Below are 18,314 nucleotides of genomic sequence, written 5' to 3' on the forward strand. Positions count from 1 at the left end.
ATTTAGAAGTTAAATCACATCAATTTATTCCCGCTGAATCCATTCGTATTTGCCATTTTTGAGATAAATGACACCGCCACCACAGCTTTCATAAGCGTGGATGAAGATTCCATCATTTGGGAGTTTTATTTTGTTTTCTTCTTTTATATCTTCCTCGCCAATAATTTCGCCGTCTTCATTTACATTTTCAAAATAAATTTCATTTTTTGGTGCTTTTTTAAAAATGCCAACCCAGTCAATTTCATCAAAACCTTGATTTAGAACATTATTTCCAAAACCGAAATAATCTGTTCGATTTCCATTTCCAAAAATTATTCGTAAACCGCTTTTATCATTTTTTGTGCTTCTTGCAATTTCAACGGTTTCATTTTTTCCGTCGCCATCCAAATCACATAAAATTGTATTGGTTTTATGTTTTGTCGAAAGCACAATTGTATCTACTTTTTGTGTTTCGGGTTCTTTTTTAGCAGTAACTTCTAAAGAATCTTTTGGAGTAATTTTTGGAGTTTCGGCTTCGGTTTTCGTTTCTTTTTTGCAAGAAATAGCAAGTACAGATAAAAGGAGTAGAGTTCTAATTTTCATATTAGGCTTAGACAAAATTTTAAAACGCTAATATAAAAAAATACGTACGAAAATCATTATTTTTTATTCTGCTCTAGAACATGCTGAAATGCATTTTTCAAAGAATTTCTAAATAATCTTAAATATATTTCAGCCACCAATATTGATTTTCAGCTTTATATTTTCCAAACCATTGGCAAGGTTTGTAAAGAATTGCTACAACAAAAATCCAGATTAAATAGATTGTCCAAAGTGGCAGACCGCTTTCTAAGTTTTTTGGTCTTCCGAAGGTTCCTGTAGCAAATTCAAATTGTGACCAATTAAAACCTTGTATAAAAAGCATGATTAGAGTAAGAATATGAATAACATAAAAATGAACAACGAAGTAAAACAAAGGCACTTTCCCATAAACTAAAGTTACTTTTTTGATGCCGTTTTGGAATTTTTCCGCGAAAGCGAGAAACAAAAATAAAATCCCTAAAGTTGCCAGACAAAATAGGAGTGAAGGCGGATATTTGGTGATATTCATGAAGGACAAAAATGTAAAAACAGCATCTTTCTGTGAAGTCCATAATGCGGGATCTCCGTAAATATTAATGGAGCGGAGGATGACAAATAAGATTATAGAATTTAAACCAATTTTGACGAATAGTTTTTTTCTTTTTTCTGCTTCTAATGAAAAGAATTTTCCTGTTGCAAAACCAACAAGCATGATACCTAACCATGGTATTGGAGGATAGCCCATAACAAATGCTCTTCCCGAAAATGGAATTACAATTGGACTAAAAAATGGCGCTAAAACGGTTTTTAAAACCGAGTTTTCTTCAAAGGGAATAAGCGGTAAAAGATTGTGACAAATTATAATGGTTAATCCGATAATTCCCAGTGTTTTGGGTCTGATTTTTAGCAATAATCCTAAAATGATGAAACCGAAACCTATTGCGGCTATGACTTCGAATAGAAGCGTGTGAAAACCAATATCGAAAAACAATCCGAAGTTGACAATGGTAAATTCTAGAACGATGAGCCAAAATCCTCTTTTGATTAAAAGCGCTCTTTTTTCGGCGATATTATTTTTGTTTTGAAGCGAAAGATAAACCGAAGTTCCTGCCAGAAAAACAAAGATTGGCGCACACAAATGCGTAATCCATCGTGTGAAAAACAGCAAAGGCGAAGTGGTCGACAAATCGGTTGGACTTTCTGTAATCGAATCAATATGCATCAAATCTCGAACATGATCGAGCGCCATAATAATCATTACAATTCCGCGGACTATGTCGATTGATAGCTGTCGTTTCATGAGTTTGATTTTTAAATACTTAAGAGTAAATCTAATGAATTATTTTTTAAGTTTTTGTAATCAATGCCTTGGTTTTAAGAATATTAAATCTTGTAAAGTAAAAATGAATTAACTGGAGAATAAAATGAAACAAAAATAAAAGGCTTTAGCCAAAATTTATTCATTTGACTAAAGCCTTTTGAGACTTTTATAAACCTCTAGCTAAAGCTAAAGGCAATTGAAATTTATTTTTGTTTTCTAATTTTCACCTGATACACAATCTCCCAAAAAATAATAGAGAAAATAGCATTAGCAAATATGGCGGTTTTAACCTGATACGGATCGTAATTGACAAACAAATGTAAATTGGTAAACTGTAAAGCCAAAAACATAGCTAGAGCTGCAATTGCAACAGCGCAAAGTGCATTAAGCAAAGGTTTCCATTTTAGCGTTGTAAAAGCATAAATAAGATTTAGAACGCCAAAACCAACTCCTAAAGTTACAAACGGATCACCTTTAAATTTCTCATTTAATTCAAGCAGAAAATGCGTGGATGTAAGGTATAAAAAGAAGAGTATGGAATAAATCAGGATTCTTATTTGTGGTTTCATTTTGTATTTTTTTTATCGCGCAAAATTACTCATTTAAAATGAAGTTGCCATTAGGATTTTATTCTAAAATTGCCTCGACTTTAGTTTCCGATTTTTCTTTTAACGGACTATCTGGCTGTAAGCTCCAAATAACCAAGAATCTTCCTTTTGCAATATATTCTTCTGGATGTTCTGCTGTTGGTTCTCCTGCTTTTCCCCACAACAAACCTTGAAGAAAACGATCGCCTTTAAAAACATGATCAAATTCAAAATACATTATAGAACCGCGATCGGCTTTACTTTTAAAACTCTGAATTGCTTTGCTTTTTACAGTTCCAACAATGTTGCTGTAAGTTGCAATATCTTCATAAAAAGAGCAGGCTTGAGGCGTTATACAAACATTACCGTCACTTACAATATAACCGCCTTTCGGAATTTCTTTTGGTTTTAGTTTTAAATCAGCGAGAGTTTGGCTGAATAAATTGGTTGTAAGGAGTAGGAGTAGGGTTGATAGGGTAATTGTGAATTTCATTTGTTTTGGGGATTATAGTATTAGATTTGGTTTTACAAAAAAAGCACAAAATCATTAGATATTTGTGCTTTTGCAGAATTTTATTATTGAAGAGTTATTTTTCTTATTGTTGGCTATTGCTAGAAGCAGGATCCCGTTAGTAACTGCGAAATTTTGTTTTTTGCTCGGCTGTCTTGTCCTAAAATAGGTTTACACAAAAGTGTAAAAATATGGAAAGATATTCAAGGACATCACCTTCAAAATGGCAGTCTCAATATAGCGAAGAATTTAAAGGATTTGTCTGTAATGATTTTTTAACCGGAACTTTGACAAAAAGAGAAATTGAGAATAAATATAATATTGGACATTCAAGATTAACTTACTGGCTCAAAGAAATAGGTTTTGATTATTCTAAACCCAGTATTGTATCTTTACCTAGGATGGAAGACTACACTAAAAAAATAGGAAATAAGGAAGGTGAAGAATCTGTATCTCAGTTAAAAAAAGAACTGCAGGAAGCTCGACTTTTAGCAGAAGCTTATCGCAAAATGATTGAAATTGCTGAGCAGGAATTCAAGATTAAAATTGTAAAAAAGTCCAATACCAAGTAATTCAGGAGATGAAACACAATTATCCCAGAATTGGTTTAGGCAAATTTTGTCAATTACTTGGCGTAACCAGACAGGCATATTATCAGCACTTTTGGTATCAGCAGCAGCTTGCTTTTGAAGATGAACTAATTGTTTTTGAGGTATTGAAAATTAGAAAAAAACATCGTCATATGGGAGGAAGAAAGTTATATGAACTTTTACAGCCTTTCTTATTAGAGCATCAGATAAAAATGGGCAGAGATAGACTTTTTGATATTTTGTCTGCTAATTTTTTATTAGTCAGGCGTAAGAAAAAGCCAAATATCACTACTGATTCGTTGCATAGATTTAAGAAATACCCCAATCTTATCAAAGAATTTGCACCGATTTGCCCTAATCAATTATGGGTAAGTGATATAACATATTGGAGAATAAAGGATAGTTTTATGTACATAAGTTTTGTCACTGATGCTTATTCTAGAAAAATTATCGGTTATCATTTGGCGAATAATTTACAAACCTCAGAAACGATTCAAGCTTTAAAAATGGCAATATCAAATCTTTCAGAAGAATCTAAAGATGAATTACAACTGATACATCATTCAGATAGAGGGCACAATATTGCAGTAATGAATATGTGAGGCTCTTAGAAGCCAATAAAATTGGCATTAGCATGACAGAAAATGGAGATCCTTTAGAAAATGCAATAGCAGAACGGGTTAATGGCATTATAAAAGAAGAATATTTAGATGATTATCAAGTTGATAATGCGCAAGAGGCTAAAGAATTATTAGACGCGGTTATTAAGTTATATAATAACGAAAGGCCTCATATGAGCATAGGAAACCTTACACCAAACTATGTGCATCAAAACAATATAAAAATTGAAAAATTATGGAAGAATTATTATGTAAAAAGTCCTACTATTGTAAACAAATAGCAGGACTAAAATATAGTTGTAAATCTATTTTAGGATTAAGTGTAAATATGTAAACTTTTTTCAGGACGAGACAGGCTTTTGTTCACGAGCGGGACGCTCGCGCTAGCTGGTGAAACAAAAAAAGCTACTCAATTTAAGAGCAGCTTTTAAAGAATAAAATGAAAAATTATTTTACTTATTTTACACCTACAATGAATTAAATCTGATGTTAATTGCAGATCCTTGATTTACAATTGAGTAATTAACTGAACCTGGCTCATCCGAATAAATTTTAAAATTATAAGTACCAGGTGTAAGATATAATACCTCCGTTACTACTTTTCGAGTATTTGAATCTATAGAAGCAACAGGTCCCATTAATATTCGACCATTAATACTTGGTCCAGTCATCTCATAATAAAACCTTCCAGTAACTTTTGCCAATACATAATTATCAATTTCAATTCTGTAAAAACCAGCTTGAGTTATTACAGGAGGTACAAAGCCATTATTTATATCATAAGTTAGTCCATAACCAGGGAAAAATATCGTAACAGCTTTGGTAATAGTGGTTCTTGACCAAATAAATTGAGGGCTACTAGGTCTTAAATATGTCGAGGGTTGCCATGTACCAACTCCGTTTGCATCAGATGTTAATACTTTTCCGGCGCCTTGTGTTCCATCAACAATTTTAATAGCTCCTGGTGTTGCACCAGTAGTAACCTCTAATTTAGCGCTTGGTCTATCAGTACCAATTCCTATATTACCTGCTCCACCTCCTGTCATACCTGTACCAAACATAACATTGCCAATATTCATTTGGTTGGAACCATTATTATCTGCAACACCAGTATTTGTACCAATAAAAATATTATTGCTTCCTTGAATTTGGTTTGAACCAGCACCACTTCCGAGAGCTGTGTTGTTGCTTCCTGTGACATTGATAAGTGCACTTATACCCACTGCTGAATTATAAGAACCTGTAGTGTTATTTAAAAGTGAATTAACCCCCATTGATGAATTATAACTCCCCGTTGTGGCATTCGCAAGCGAACCTGTACCCACTGCTGAATTCCAAGTACCTACAGTATTTGCTACAAGCGCATCAGCACCTACTGCGGTATTGAAATCGGCTGTTGTGTTTGCTTGAAGCGCTCTAATACCGACTGCTGTATTCTTTTTTCCTGTTGAGTTTCCTGCAAGCGCTGCATAACCCAAGGCTGAATTCTCTTCCCCTGTTGAATTATGTTGCATAGCAGCAGCACCCATTGCTGAATTTCGGGCTCCTGTTGTGTTTTCATTAAGTGAATTACCTCCCGTTGCTGTATTTTCTGATGCAGTATTATTTGCTAATGCAGCATAACCTACAGATGAATTCCAATTCCCAACCCTGTTAGTTTGTAGAGAGCCATTACCCAATGCTGTATTCTGGTTTCCTGTTGTGTTTGAAGTAAGTGAATTAACTCCAAATGCTGAATTATTTTGCCCTATGGTGTTATTTAGAAGTGAATTAACCCCCATTGATGAATTATAATTCCCTGTTGTATTATGCGCAAGCGCACCCGTACCCACCGCTGAATTCAAAGTTCCTATAGTGTTTGCTACAAGCGCATCTGCACCAATGGCTGTATTGAAATCGGCTGTTGTGTTTGCTTGAAGTGCTCTGATTCCTACTGCAGTATTCTTGTACCCTGTTGTGTTTTGATTAAGCGCATTGACACCCAAGGCTGAATTCTCGTTTCCTGTAGTGTTTGATCCAAGCGCAACATTCCCCATTGCAATATTAGACCCGCCTGATGTGTTTAGTTGAAGCGCCGATTCACCTACTGCTGCATTAGAATTTCCTATCGTGTTATTAATAAGTGCACGTGAACCTATTGCAGTATTCCAACTCCCTCCCTGATTTGCAGAAAGTGCATTAGAGCCTGTTGCTGTATTATAGCTTCCTCCGGTATTTAGCTTAAGTGCATTGTTTCCCACTGCCGTATTAGTAGCTATTTGTCCACCCGCCAAACCAACAGTAATACCATTAATCAAAGCATCTTTATTTACATCTAATTGTGCCTGAGGATTGTTTTTTCCAATACCTACTTTTCCCATTTGGTAAATATTCTGAGTATTGGCTGTTGCTCCTGCTTGAGTTGCTACATCGTACCAAGGTTCTGCGCCTCCTGATGATCCTGATCCTTCGGCTGCAATGCGAACCCATTTTGTGCCATCGTAGTAATATTCTCCAGGTGTTACGGCGGTTGCGCCGGTTCCTGCGGTAGCAAGATTGTAAACTTTCATACCAGACAAAACGGTTCCTATAAGTGGCGCTACATTATCGATCGCGACCAAAGAAACTCTTGGCAATAATAAACCTTTGTTGTTTTGACTATTGGCACCATTCAAATCTAATTGTGCATTTCTTTGAGGATTGTTGGTTGGCATTCCAACTTGCGCGTAGGTATTTCCTGCGCTTAAGGCAAGGAGTAAGGTTACGGCTCCGACAATTTTATTCATTTTGTTTTTCATTTTTTATTGCCTGTTAAAAATCATTATATCAATTTGTTATTTCCAATTTGTTGAAAAACGGGCATAGAAATGCCTTGCAAAAAGGTTTCTTTTTCACCGTTTGTAATTAAAAAATGTTTTTTTGGGATTTTGAAAACAACAGCGCCCAATAAAATAGCCACAAGTAAAAGCCTCGATGGTATTGATGCATCAAGTTGCTTTTGTAATGATTAAAATTGGGCGGCTAATTGTTTTCTTTAATAGTTAATGCGTCATAATAATTGAATCCCATTCTAAACTTTTGCGTTTAACTATTAATGTTTTGGAAAGATTGTGATCTGCTTTACAGCAAAAAATGATAAGTACTTCTAAAGCTTATTTACGTTCGGTATCAACGTTAAGGACGCGTATAGATTATATTTTAGCAAACATAAATATATTATGATTACTTTTGCATTTACCACTAATAATAACTTCTGCAAATATATAGGATATTATTTATATATACAAATTTATTGTAGGATATTTTTTATAATGCTAAAATTTTACATGGAAACTACTCTTCAGAGAATAAAGAAATACATTGATAGTAAGGGTATTAGCACACGTGCTTTTGAAATGAAAATTGGTTTTTCAAATGGCGCTTTTGCAAGTCAATTGAAAAACAACAAAACAATAGGCGTTGATAAATTAGAAAATATTCTAAATTCTTTCCCTGATTTAAACCCCGTTTGGGTTTTGACCGGTCAAGGAGAAATGTTGGCAGATCATGATGGGAGCTTACAGTTGCCCGAAAACGAAAAACAATTGTTTAAAGATCTTGTCGAATCTCAAAAAGGCGAAATCAAATCTCTAAGACTTAACGTTAAACTTTTGCAAGAGAGCTTAAATGATAAACTTCTTACGATAGGAGAGTTGCGTAAGGGGAAGGGGGAATAGGGTTTTTAATTTTTCTGCAATCTTTTTTTCATTGCCTTGCCATCGTTTCGCTCTCTAATTCCTCATAATATTGTCATTTCGACGTAAGGAGAAATCTCCGCAAGAAGCTCGACAAAGATTGACGATTTTGATTGCGGAGTTACTTGCGGAGATTTCTCTCTTCGTTCGAAATGACAAAAAATAAACTAAATAGAAAATCTTTGCGGAGCTACTTGTGGAAATTTGCTTCGCCTTTTGGCTATCGCTCGGGTCTCCTTACGTCGAAATGACAATATTGGAGATAATTCGGAACCAAAGAAATCTCCGCAAGAAACTTTACAAAGATTGGAAGACTAAGTTTGAAATCATGTAAATAAATAATTCAGAAAATTAAGATCTGGATTAATAGTTTTTATCAATTCAATTTTCTTTTCTCTTCGCCAGTCTTTTATTTCTTTTTCTCGAGCTATTGCTTCTTGAATCCACGTGAATTTTTCATAGTACAATAAAAATGTGGTATTGTATTTTGCTGTGAAAGTTTTGTTTCCGTTTGTATTGTTATCCTTATGCTGAGTTAGACGAATTCTTAAATTGTTTGTAACTCCAGTGTAAAAGACTGTTTTAGCTTTGTTTGTTAGAATGTAGATGTAATAGGTGTGATAGCCTTCTTGTAATTGCATTTGAGTTTTTTTTACAAAGTTAAAAAAAATAAAGAATTTTCTTTCTTTTTTATGTAATAGATGTTTCAAACGTTACGGAGTTGCTTGTGGAGATTTGCTTAGCCTGTTCGCTATCGCTCGGTCTCCTTACAACGAAATGACAAGATTGTGGGGGATAAAATCTTAACTCTAAAATCAAAAACAAAAAAAATCCCGCCTCAATTAAGAAACGGGATCAATATAGATATTCTCTTTTTTTTTTTATTTTAAACTGTTGCTGCAATTTCTTGTGGCAACGGAATTTGATTTTTAAGTAGATCTTCAAATGTTTCAGCTTGACGAATTAAGATTCCCTGACCGTTCATCCATAAAACTTCGGCTGGTTTGTATCTTGAGTTGTAGTTCGAAGACATTGAGAAACAATATGCTCCTGCATTTCTGAAAGATAAAATATCTCCTTCTGTAATTTCCTGAATTCTGCGGTTGTTTGCAAATGTATCAGTTTCGCAGATGTATCCTACAACAGAGTAAAAACGCTCTTTTCCTTTAGGGTTTGAGATGTTTTCAATATGGTGTGAAGATCCGTATAACATTGGACGAATTAAATGGTTGAAACCACTGTCAACTCCAGCAAATACTGTAGAAGTCGTTTGTTTTACTACGTTTACTTTTACTAAGAAATGACCTGCTTCGCTCACCAAGAATTTTCCTGGTTCGAAAATCAATGTTAAATCTCTTCCGTATTCTGTACAGAAAGCGTTGAATCTTTTAGATAATTTTTTACCTAATTCTTCAATATCAGTTTCGATATCGTCTTTTTTGTAAGGAACTTTGAATCCGCTTCCGAAATCTAAGAATTGTAAATCTTTGAAATGTTTAGCCGTATCAAACAGGATTTCAGCAGCATACAAGAATACTTCGATATCTAAAATATCAGATCCTGTGTGCATGTGAATTCCAACAATGCTCATTTTTGTGTTCTCCACAATTCGCAAGATATGCGGAATTTGGTGAACAGAAATTCCGAATTTACTATCGATATGTCCAACAGAAATATTAGCATTTCCACCCGCCATTACGTGCGGATTGATACGAATACAAACTGGAATATGTGGATGTTTTGTTCCGAATTGCTCCAGAATAGATAAATTGTCAATATTGATTTGTACACCCATTGCAGCAACTTCTTCAATTTCTTCTAAAGAAACTCCGTTTGGTGTAAAGAAAATTCTTTCGGGTTCATAGCCAGCGTGAAGCCCTAACTGAACTTCCTGAATTGATACAGTATCTAAGCCAGACCCCATGTTCTTTAATAACTGAAGAATTGCAACGTTAGACAATGCCTTCATGGCATAATTAACTCTTAAGTTTTCTACCTTAGAGAAAGCTTTAGTTAACCTGTTGTACTGAGATTGGATTTTTTCGGCATCGTAAACATACAATGGACTTCCAAATTGGTCTGCTAACTGCAGTAAATCTTTTGCTTGCATTTTTCAAATTATTTTGAGCAAAGTTATTACTCTTTTGAGTAACTGCAAATTAATTGCAGAAAAATAACAAATTATAACAAATTGTTTAATTTTAAACAAAAAGTTGCTGTTTTTGGAATTCTATAACTCTTTTTGAGATGCTAAGGTTCTAAGATGCTAAGATACTAAGTTTTTTTGCTGCGAATTCACGAATTTTTCTAATTTATATAGGGACGTATAGATAATTTTAAACAATTCTTTCGCAATCATTGTAAAACATAGCCCACGGTTTCAACCGTGGGAAACTTATTGTTTCACATCGTTGAGGATTTGCATTGCGTCCCCACGGTTGAAACCGTGGGCTATGTTTGAAATTGATTGAATAAATAAATTAGTTAAAATTAGTGCAATTAGTGGCAAATAAAAAAATCCATTTTAATCTGTGAAATCTGTGGCATAAAAAACAAAACCCCTGAATGGAAATTCAGGGGTTTGTCAATAGTATGTGTTGTGTTTTTATAGTTTCAATTTTTAGTTCTCTAGATGAAGCATATAAGAAAACCTTAGTCCCTTAGAATCTTAGCATCTCAGAACCTTAAAAATTACAAGCTAGGAAGATCTCCTTTTCCTTTAGTAGGCAAGTTTGTAGATCCCATTAGGAATAAATCTACTTCTCTTGCTGCTTCGCGACCTTCTGAAATAGCCCATACAATTAATGATTGTCCTCTTCTCATATCACCAGCAGTGAAAATGTGAGGAACATTTGTCTGATAGTTGTGCGCTTTATAGTTGCTTCTCATATCAGTTTCGATGCCTAACTGCTCGCTTAACGTTTTCTCCGGACCTGTAAATCCAAGAGCTAATAAAGCTAAGTCGCAAGGCCAGATTTTCTCAGAACCTTCTTTTTCAATCAATTCTGGTCTTTGGCCTGGAGTCATTTTCCATTGCACTTCAACCGTTTTTAATCCAGTTAATTCACCTTTTTCGTTAGAGATGAATTCTTTAGTATTGATTAACCAGTTTCTGTCGCAACCTTCTTCGTGAGAAGATGAAGTTTTCAACTGTAACGGCCAGAAAGGCCATGGAGTTGACTCGCTTCTTCCAACTGGAGGTTTTGGCAAAATCTCAAAGTTAGTTACCGATTTAGCTCCGTGTCTGTTAGAAGTTCCAATACAGTCAGAACCTGTATCTCCACCACCAATAACGATTACGTCTTTACCAGTAGCTTTAACTTGATCAGGAATAGATTCTCCAAATAAAACTTTAGTTTGTTGAGTCAAGAAATCCATTGCTTGAACAACGCCTTTGCTTTCGATTCCTTTAGTTGGCAGGCTTCTTCTTTCAGTTGCTCCTCCGCATAAAACAATAGAATCAAATGCATTTAATTCTTCAACGCTAAAGTTAACCCCAACATTTACATTTGTTTTGAAAGTAACTCCTTCTGCTTCAAGAACCACTACACGACGGTCGATAATTCCTTTTTCTAATTTGAAATTTGGAATTCCGTAACGTAATAAACCTCCAATTGCATTGTCTCTTTCAAAAACAGTAACCGTGTGACCCGCTCTGTTTAATTGTTGAGCAGCAGCAAGTCCCGCAGGTCCTGAACCAATAACTGCAATAGTTTTTCCAGTTCTAGTTTTTGGTGGCTGAGGTTTGATCCATCCTTCTGCAAAACCTCTTTCAACGATGTTTTTCTCGATGTTTTCGATCGCTACAGGATCTTTGATGATTCCTAGTACACATGATTTCTCACATGGAGCAGGGCATAAGCGGCCTGTGAATTCTGGAAAGTTGTTTGTAGATTGTAAAATCTCCAATGCACTTTGCCATTCTTCCTGATGTACCATGTCGTTGAAGTCAGGAATTAAATTTCCTAACGGACAACTGCTGTGGCAAAAAGGAATACCACAATCCATACATCTTGATCCTTGTTCTTTTATTTTTTCTTTTGATACCGGAATAGTAAATTCATTATAGTTGGAAACACGTTCTGCAACTGCTAAATTACTTTCGTCGGCTCTATTATATTCTTTAAATCCGCCTATTTTACCCATGACATTTTTAATAAATTTAGTTGTGAGTTGTAAAATGTAAAATGTGAGAGGTGAGTTGAAAGCTCAAACTTAGCACCTCTGCACCTTTGTACCTCAGAACCTATTAATTAGCTATTAATTCTTCTATTTGTTTTTCTTCTGCAATTCGTTTTAATGCTTTTTTGTAATCAATTGGCATTACTTTTACGAAGTGCTGTTGTTGATTTTCCCAGTCTGCTAAAATTCTTTTTGCTAATGGACTGCTGGTGTACAACGAATGGTTTTTGATCAGTTTTCTTAGTTTAGTAACGTCCTCTTCTTCCAACGGATCGAATGCAACCATTTCCATGTTACAAACTGTCGAATCGAATTTCTTGTTCGGATCGTAAATGTAAGCTACACCACCGCTCATACCAGCAGCGAAGTTTCTTCCAGTTTTTCCTAAAACTACAACTGTACCACCTGTCATGTACTCGCATCCGTGATCTCCAATTCCTTCTACAACTGCTGTTGCTCCAGAGTTTCTCACACAGAAACGCTCTCCTGCGATACCATTAATATAAGCCTCTCCGGTAATAGCTCCGTAAAGGGCAACGTTCCCAATAATGATGTTGTCTTCAGGTTTGAAAGTCGCAGTAGGAGGTACTTTTACAATTAGTTTTCCTCCAGAAAGACCTTTTCCTAAATAGTCATTACAGTTTCCGTGAATTTTAAATGACAATCCGTTTGTTGCAAATGCACCAAAACTTTGTCCGGCAGAACCTTCAAAATCAACTAAAATAGTGTCATCCGGTAATCCTTGTGCGCCATAAATTTTTGAGATTTCGTTACTCAAAATCGCACCTACAGAACGGTCTGTATTTTTGATTTTGAAAGTAACTCTCGTTTTCTCTTTTCTATAAATAGATGGAATAGCTTCTTTGATGATGTCAAAATCCAATACATTTTCAAGTTGGTGATCTTGTTCTGTAGTATTGTGAATTGGTACATGTTTCGCTTTTTCCGGTTTGTATAGAATAGTTGATAAGTCTAAACCATTAGCTTTATAATGTTTGATCGCTTTGTTCACATTTAATTTTTGTGACTGACCAACCATTTCTTTTAAAGTTCTGAAACCTAATTGCGCCATGATTTCTCTTAACTCTTCAGCAATAAAATACATGAAGTTGATTACGTGCTCTGGAGTTCCTTTGAAATTTTTTCTCAATTCAGGATCCTGAGTTGCAATACCAACCGGACAAGTATTTAAGTGACAAGCTCTCATCATGATACATCCAGAAGCTACAAGCGGAGCCGTAGCAAATCCGAATTCTTCTGCACCTAATAAAGCTGCGATCGCAACGTCACGTCCAGTTTTCAATTGTCCGTCACATTCTAAAACTACACGACTTCTTAAGTCATTCAGGATTAAAGTTTGTTGTGCTTCAGCTAAACCAAGTTCCCACGGAATACCTGTGTGTTGCAATGAAGTTAATGGTGCAGCACCAGTTCCTCCGTCATAACCAGAGATTAAGATCACGTCAGCTTTTGCTTTGGCAACACCGGCAGCGATGGTTCCAACTCCAACTTCAGAAACTAATTTTACGTTTACACGCGCTTCACGGTTTGCATTTTTCAAATCATAAATCAACTGAGATAAATCCTCAATAGAGTAAATATCGTGGTGAGGCGGAGGCGAAATCAAACCTACATAAGGAGTAGAGTTTCTAGTTTCAGCAATCCAAGGCACTACTTTTTCTCCAGGTAACTGTCCACCTTCTCCAGGTTTTGCTCCCTGAGCCATTTTGATTTGGATCTCTTTAGCGTTTGTCAAATAGTTGATCGAAACCCCAAAACGTCCTGAAGCAACTTGTTTGATTGCAGAGTTTCTAGAATCTCCGTTAATTTCTTTCTGGAAACGTTTTGGATCTTCTCCACCTTCTCCAGAATTACTTTTTCCTCCAATTCTGTTCATTGCAATTGCTAAGTTCTCATGCGCTTCTCTAGAGATAGACCCGTAAGACATTGCTCCAGTTTTGAATTTCTTCACAATTTCTGTCCAAGGCTCAACTTCATCAATAGAAATTGGATCTAAATTATTGAATTCAAATAAACCTCTAATCGTCATTAAATTAGAACTTTGCTCGTTTACGGCATTAGAGTATTCTTTGTAACTTTCAGGGCTATTTAAACGAACCGCTTGTTGTAATTTAGAAATAGTGGTTGGATTAAACATGTGTTTTTCGCCACCACGTCTCCATCTGTAAATACCTCCAATTTCAAGAGAAAGCAAACTTGCAATTTTTGAATTTGGGAAAGCTTTTTGGAAACGTTTTTTCACTTCTTTTTCAACTTCCATTAAACCAATTCCTTCAATTCTAGAAGGTGTGTAAGGGAAATATTTAGATGTAAATGTTTTGTTTAATCCTAAAATCTCGAAAATCTGAGCAGCTCTGTACGAATGTAAAGTAGAGATACCAATTTTGTTCATGATTTTTACGATTCCTTTTGCGATCGCTTTGTTGTAGTTTACAACAGCATAATCCGCTTTTACTTTTGTAATGAAACCTTTTTCAACTTGATCGTGAATGATTTCGTTTACCATGTAAGGGTTGATCGCACTTGCGCCATATCCGAACAATAAAGCAAAATGATGCGGTTCGCGTGGTTCAGCAGATTCGATGATGATTCCGAATTTAGAACGAACTTGTAAAATGTTCAAAGAGTGGTGAATGTAAGAACAAGCCAATAACATAGGAATTGGAGCTAATTCTTCGCTTACGCCTCTATCTGATAAGATAATGATGTTGCATCCTTCTTCAACTGCTTTAAAAGTTGCCTGAACGCATTTTTCAAGTGCTCTTTCCAAACCGTTAACTCCTTTTTCTATTTTATATAAAGTAGAAATGGTAGCCGATTTGAAATCTGCGTGATCGATATTTCTAATTTTATCCAAATCCTCATTAGAAATAACTGGATTTTGGATTTTTAATTTTTTACATTGTTTAGATTCAATTTCGAAAATATTGAAATCTCCTCCAATTGCTAAACTGATATCAGTAATGATTTCTTCACGAATACCATCCAACGGCGGGTTAGTAACCTGAGCAAACAATTGTTTGAAGTAGTTGTACAACAACTGTGGCTGGTCTGATAAAACAGCTAAAGGCGTATCGTTACCCATAGAACTGATTGCTTCAGCTCCGTCGCTACCCATCGGGTTGATGATTGTCTTTAAATCTTCAATAGTGTAGCCAAACAATTTTTGTCTTGTTAAGAAATCTAATTTTTCAACAGGAGTAGGGTTGTTTGTGTAAGGAACTTTAGCAAGTGGCAATAAGTTTTCCTGAACCCATTGCTGGTAAGGACGTTTTGTTACAATCGCTTTTTTAACTTCCTCGTCTTCGATGATACGACCTTCATTCATATCAACCAAAAACATTTTTCCTGGCTCTAAACGACCGTGCTGAATTACATCTTCTGGATCGATGTCTAATACACCAATTTCAGATGACATAATTACGAATCCACTATGCGTTAAAGTATAACGAGAAGGACGAAGACCATTTCTGTCCAATAAAGCACCAATTACGTTACCATCAGTAAACGGAATAGAAGCAGGACCATCCCAAGGTTCCATGATACAAGCGTTGAACTCATAGAAAGCTCTTTTTTCGTCAGACATAGTTTGGTGTTTTTCCCAAGCTTCAGGAACTACCATCATCATTGCCTCAGGAAGAGAACGACCAGTCATTAATAAAAGTTCAACCACCATATCCATAGAAGCAGAATCTGATTTTCCTTCTAATATAATTGGGAATAATTTTTTAATATCATCGCCAAAAACCTTGCTTTGCATAAGCTCTTCACGAGCACGCATACGGCTTACGTTTCCACGAAGTGTATTGATCTCACCATTATGACACATGTATCTAAACGGTTGAGCTAAGTCCCAAGAAGGGAATGTATTTGTTGAGAAACGTTGGTGTACAAGCGCTAAACGCGTCACCAAGTCCGGGTCTTTCAAATCGATATAATAACGGCTGATGTCTTCCGGCATCAATAAACCTTTATATATGATGGTAGTTGTCGATAAACTAGTAAAATAAAACATGTGGCTTTCAGAAGTTTTAGATCCTCTTACGGCATGTTCAGCAATTTTTCTAGCTGCAAAAAGTTTTGCATTAAATTCTTGTTCAGTTAAATCTTGCCCATTTTTAGAAACGAAAACTTGTTTAACTGTTGGTTCTTTTTCTGCGGCGATTTCACCTAAATTTTCAACGTCAACAGGCACATCTCTCCAACCTAAAACTTTTAAGTTTTGGTCTTTAATAGTTGCCTCAAATGCATTAATACAGAAAGAAACCTGGTTTTTGCTTTTTGGTAAAAAAACCATTCCTACTGCATATTCACGCGTTTCAGGGATTTCAAAGTCACAAACTTTCTTAAAAAAATCATGAGGAATGTCGAATAAAATTCCGGCACCGTCTCCAGTTCTTCCATCAGAACTAACTGCACCACGATGTTCTAATTTAATTAAGATGTCTAATGCTTTGTGAATAATATCATTTGACTTAATACCATTCAAATTACAAATAAATCCTGCACCACAATTGTCGTGTTCAAATTCAGGCAGATAAAGCCCTTGTTCTTTAACTCTCATTCTTGATATTTTTTCTACAAAAATAAAGATTTCGTTAAACATAATGTAGTGAATTTATGTATTCGCTTTCATTTTTATAGTAATATTAGAAAAAGGGTTCTTAAATGATAAAATTATCATATTAAGCATTGCGAATTATCAAAATCATAATTGCGATTAAAATATATTAAGAAAAATCGTCGCTAAGGTATTGATATCAGTGAAGTTTTTGTTAAATATCAAACGTTTTGGCGGTTTTGTGTTAACTTTCTAGATACAATTGTTTAATGATTTTTTTTCTTTGAGATTAAATAGTTGCGAGAACGATAAAGAAGGGATTATTAATTTAAAAAAGATTTTACTATTAAGTTGAATTTTGCTACTTTTGTCGCACTTTTATTCTGAAATAAATTCAGAACCAGACAAATTCTATATTATGAACATACACGAATATCAAGGAAAAGAAATTTTAGCGAGTTACGGAGTACGCATTCAACGCGGGATCGTGGCTAATAATGCAGTTGAAGCTGTGGCTGCTGCAAAACAATTAACTGCCGAAACTGGAACAGGATGGCACGTAATTAAAGCACAAATTCACGCAGGTGGTCGTGGAAAAGGTGGTGGAGTTAAATTGGCTAAAAATTTACAACAAGTTGAAGAAATTGCAGGACAAATTATCGGAATGCAATTAATCACTCCTCAAACTTCTGCTGAAGGTAAAAAAGTAAACAAGGTTTTAGTTGCAGAAGATGTATACTATCCTGGAGAAAGTGAAACTTCTGAATTTTATGTTTCTGTTTTATTGAATAGAGCTACTGGACGTAACATGATCATGTATTCTACTGAAGGTGGAATGGATATCGAAGAAGTTGCTGAACATACTCCACACTTAATCTTTACTGAAGAAGTTGATCCTTCTGTAGGTTTACAAGGTTTTCAAGCTAGAAGAATTGCTTTTAACTTAGGACTTTCTGGAAATGCTTTCAAAGAAATGGTGAAATTCATCGATGCATTATACAATGCTTACATTGGTTCTGATGCTTCTATGTTTGAAATCAACCCAGTTTTGAAAACTTCAGACAACAAAATTATGGCTGTTGATGCTAAAGTAAATATCGATGATAACGCTTTATACAGACAACCTAAATATGCTGAAATGAGAGATGTCCGTGAGGAGAATCCAATCGAAGTTGAAGCTAAAGAAGTTGGTCTTAACTATGTTGACCTTGACGGTACTGTAGGATGTATGGTAAACGGAGCAGGTCTTGCAATGGCAACCATGGATTTAATTAAATACGCTGGTTTTGAGCCTGCTAACTTCCTTGACGTTGGTGGAACTGCTGATGCTAAACGTGTTGAAACTGCTTTCAGAATTATCTTAAAAGATCCAAACGTAAAAGCTATCTTAATTAACATCTTCGGAGGAATCGTTCGTTGTGACCGTGTTGCTCAAGGTGTTGTTGATGCTTACAAAAACATGGGAGACGCTATCAATGTGCCAATTATCGTTCGTTTGCAAGGAACAAATGCTGAAATTGCAAAAGAATTAATTGACAACTCTGGTATGCCAATCTTATCTGCAGTTCAATTCCAAGAAGCTGCTGACCAAGTTAAAGCTGCTCTTTCTTAATTAAATAAGAAATCAAATTATATAGAAAATCCATT

At 35.3% G+C, this 18,314-nt stretch carries 14 protein-coding genes; 5 read left to right on the top strand and 9 right to left on the bottom strand.

The window, feature by feature from the left end; genetic code table 11:
* Window positions 1–24: 24 nt before the first annotated feature.
* The 4 genes from QLQ96_RS10910 to QLQ96_RS10925 form a co-directional block, all read right to left on the bottom strand.
* Window positions 25–582 carry a hypothetical protein gene (locus QLQ96_RS10910; protein ID WP_482496684.1) on the bottom strand — a complete coding sequence of 186 codons (558 nt, stop codon included), beginning with the start codon at window positions 580–582 and terminating at the stop codon, window positions 25–27.
* 118 nt (window positions 583–700) lie between these two features.
* A complete protein-coding gene (locus tag QLQ96_RS10915) occupies window positions 701–1,861 on the bottom strand; it encodes an acetyltransferase domain-containing protein (protein ID WP_482496685.1) in 1,161 nt (386 codons plus the stop codon).
* Between the two features lie 224 nt (window positions 1,862–2,085).
* Window positions 2,086–2,451 (bottom strand): hypothetical protein, encoded by a 366-nt coding sequence (locus QLQ96_RS10920; protein ID WP_482496686.1) that lies wholly within the window; start codon window positions 2,449–2,451, stop codon window positions 2,086–2,088.
* Window positions 2,452–2,509: 58 nt separating this feature from the next.
* Window positions 2,510–2,962, bottom strand: a complete 453-nt coding sequence (locus tag QLQ96_RS10925; RefSeq protein WP_482496687.1) for a hypothetical protein — start codon at window positions 2,960–2,962, stop codon at window positions 2,510–2,512.
* Window positions 2,963–3,171: 209 nt separating this feature from the next.
* Between QLQ96_RS10925 and QLQ96_RS10930 the strand changes: the two genes are divergently transcribed.
* The 3 genes from QLQ96_RS10930 to QLQ96_RS10940 are packed head-to-tail and all read left to right on the top strand — an operon-like array spanning window position 3,172 to window position 4,471.
* Complete coding sequence (locus QLQ96_RS10930; RefSeq protein WP_482496688.1) at window positions 3,172–3,552, top strand: hypothetical protein; 381 nt, start codon at window positions 3,172–3,174, stop codon at window positions 3,550–3,552.
* Window positions 3,553–3,560: 8 nt separating this feature from the next.
* Window positions 3,561–4,172 carry a transposase gene (locus tag QLQ96_RS10935; protein WP_482496689.1) on the top strand — a complete coding sequence of 204 codons (612 nt, stop codon included), beginning with the start codon at window positions 3,561–3,563 and terminating at the stop codon, window positions 4,170–4,172.
* Window positions 4,169–4,471, top strand: a complete 303-nt coding sequence (locus QLQ96_RS10940) for an integrase core domain-containing protein (RefSeq protein ID WP_482496690.1) — start codon at window positions 4,169–4,171, stop codon at window positions 4,469–4,471. Before QLQ96_RS10935 ends, QLQ96_RS10940 begins: the two co-directional genes overlap by 4 nt.
* 186 nt (window positions 4,472–4,657) lie before the next feature.
* On the opposite strand, the gene QLQ96_RS10945 is transcribed toward QLQ96_RS10940, so the two are convergent.
* Entirely contained in the window at window positions 4,658–6,955 is a 2,298-nt protein-coding gene (locus tag QLQ96_RS10945; RefSeq protein WP_482496691.1) for a beta strand repeat-containing protein, read from the bottom strand.
* 540 nt (window positions 6,956–7,495) lie between these two features.
* On the opposite strand from QLQ96_RS10945, the gene QLQ96_RS10950 reads away from it, so the two are divergent.
* A complete protein-coding gene (locus tag QLQ96_RS10950) occupies window positions 7,496–7,885 on the top strand; it encodes a hypothetical protein (protein ID WP_482496692.1) in 390 nt (129 codons plus the stop codon).
* 344 nt (window positions 7,886–8,229) lie between these two features.
* Here QLQ96_RS10950 and QLQ96_RS10955 read toward each other — a convergent pair whose 3' ends face one another.
* The 4 genes from QLQ96_RS10955 to gltB form a co-directional block, all read right to left on the bottom strand.
* A complete protein-coding gene (locus tag QLQ96_RS10955) occupies window positions 8,230–8,544 on the bottom strand; it encodes a GIY-YIG nuclease family protein (protein ID WP_482496693.1) in 315 nt (104 codons plus the stop codon).
* Window positions 8,545–8,789: 245 nt separating this feature from the next.
* On the bottom strand, window positions 8,790–10,013 hold the full coding sequence (gene lysA / locus QLQ96_RS10960) for a diaminopimelate decarboxylase (RefSeq protein WP_035649189.1): 1,224 nt from the start codon (window positions 10,011–10,013) through the stop codon (window positions 8,790–8,792).
* 581 nt (window positions 10,014–10,594) lie between these two features.
* Window positions 10,595–12,049: a glutamate synthase subunit beta gene (locus QLQ96_RS10965; RefSeq protein ID WP_482496694.1), complete on the bottom strand. Its 1,455-nt coding sequence runs from the start codon at window positions 12,047–12,049 to the stop codon at window positions 10,595–10,597.
* A 103-nt stretch (window positions 12,050–12,152) separates the two neighbouring features.
* Window positions 12,153–16,670: a glutamate synthase large subunit gene (gene gltB, locus QLQ96_RS10970; RefSeq protein WP_482496695.1), complete on the bottom strand. Its 4,518-nt coding sequence runs from the start codon at window positions 16,668–16,670 to the stop codon at window positions 12,153–12,155.
* Window positions 16,671–17,085: 415 nt separating this feature from the next.
* On the opposite strand from gltB, the gene sucC reads away from it, so the two are divergent.
* Window positions 17,086–18,279 carry an ADP-forming succinate--CoA ligase subunit beta gene (gene sucC, locus QLQ96_RS10975; protein WP_482496696.1) on the top strand — a complete coding sequence of 398 codons (1,194 nt, stop codon included), beginning with the start codon at window positions 17,086–17,088 and terminating at the stop codon, window positions 18,277–18,279.
* Window positions 18,280–18,314 lie beyond the last annotated feature (35 nt).

It is taken from the genome of Flavobacterium sp. B167r, from assembly GCF_056824315.1.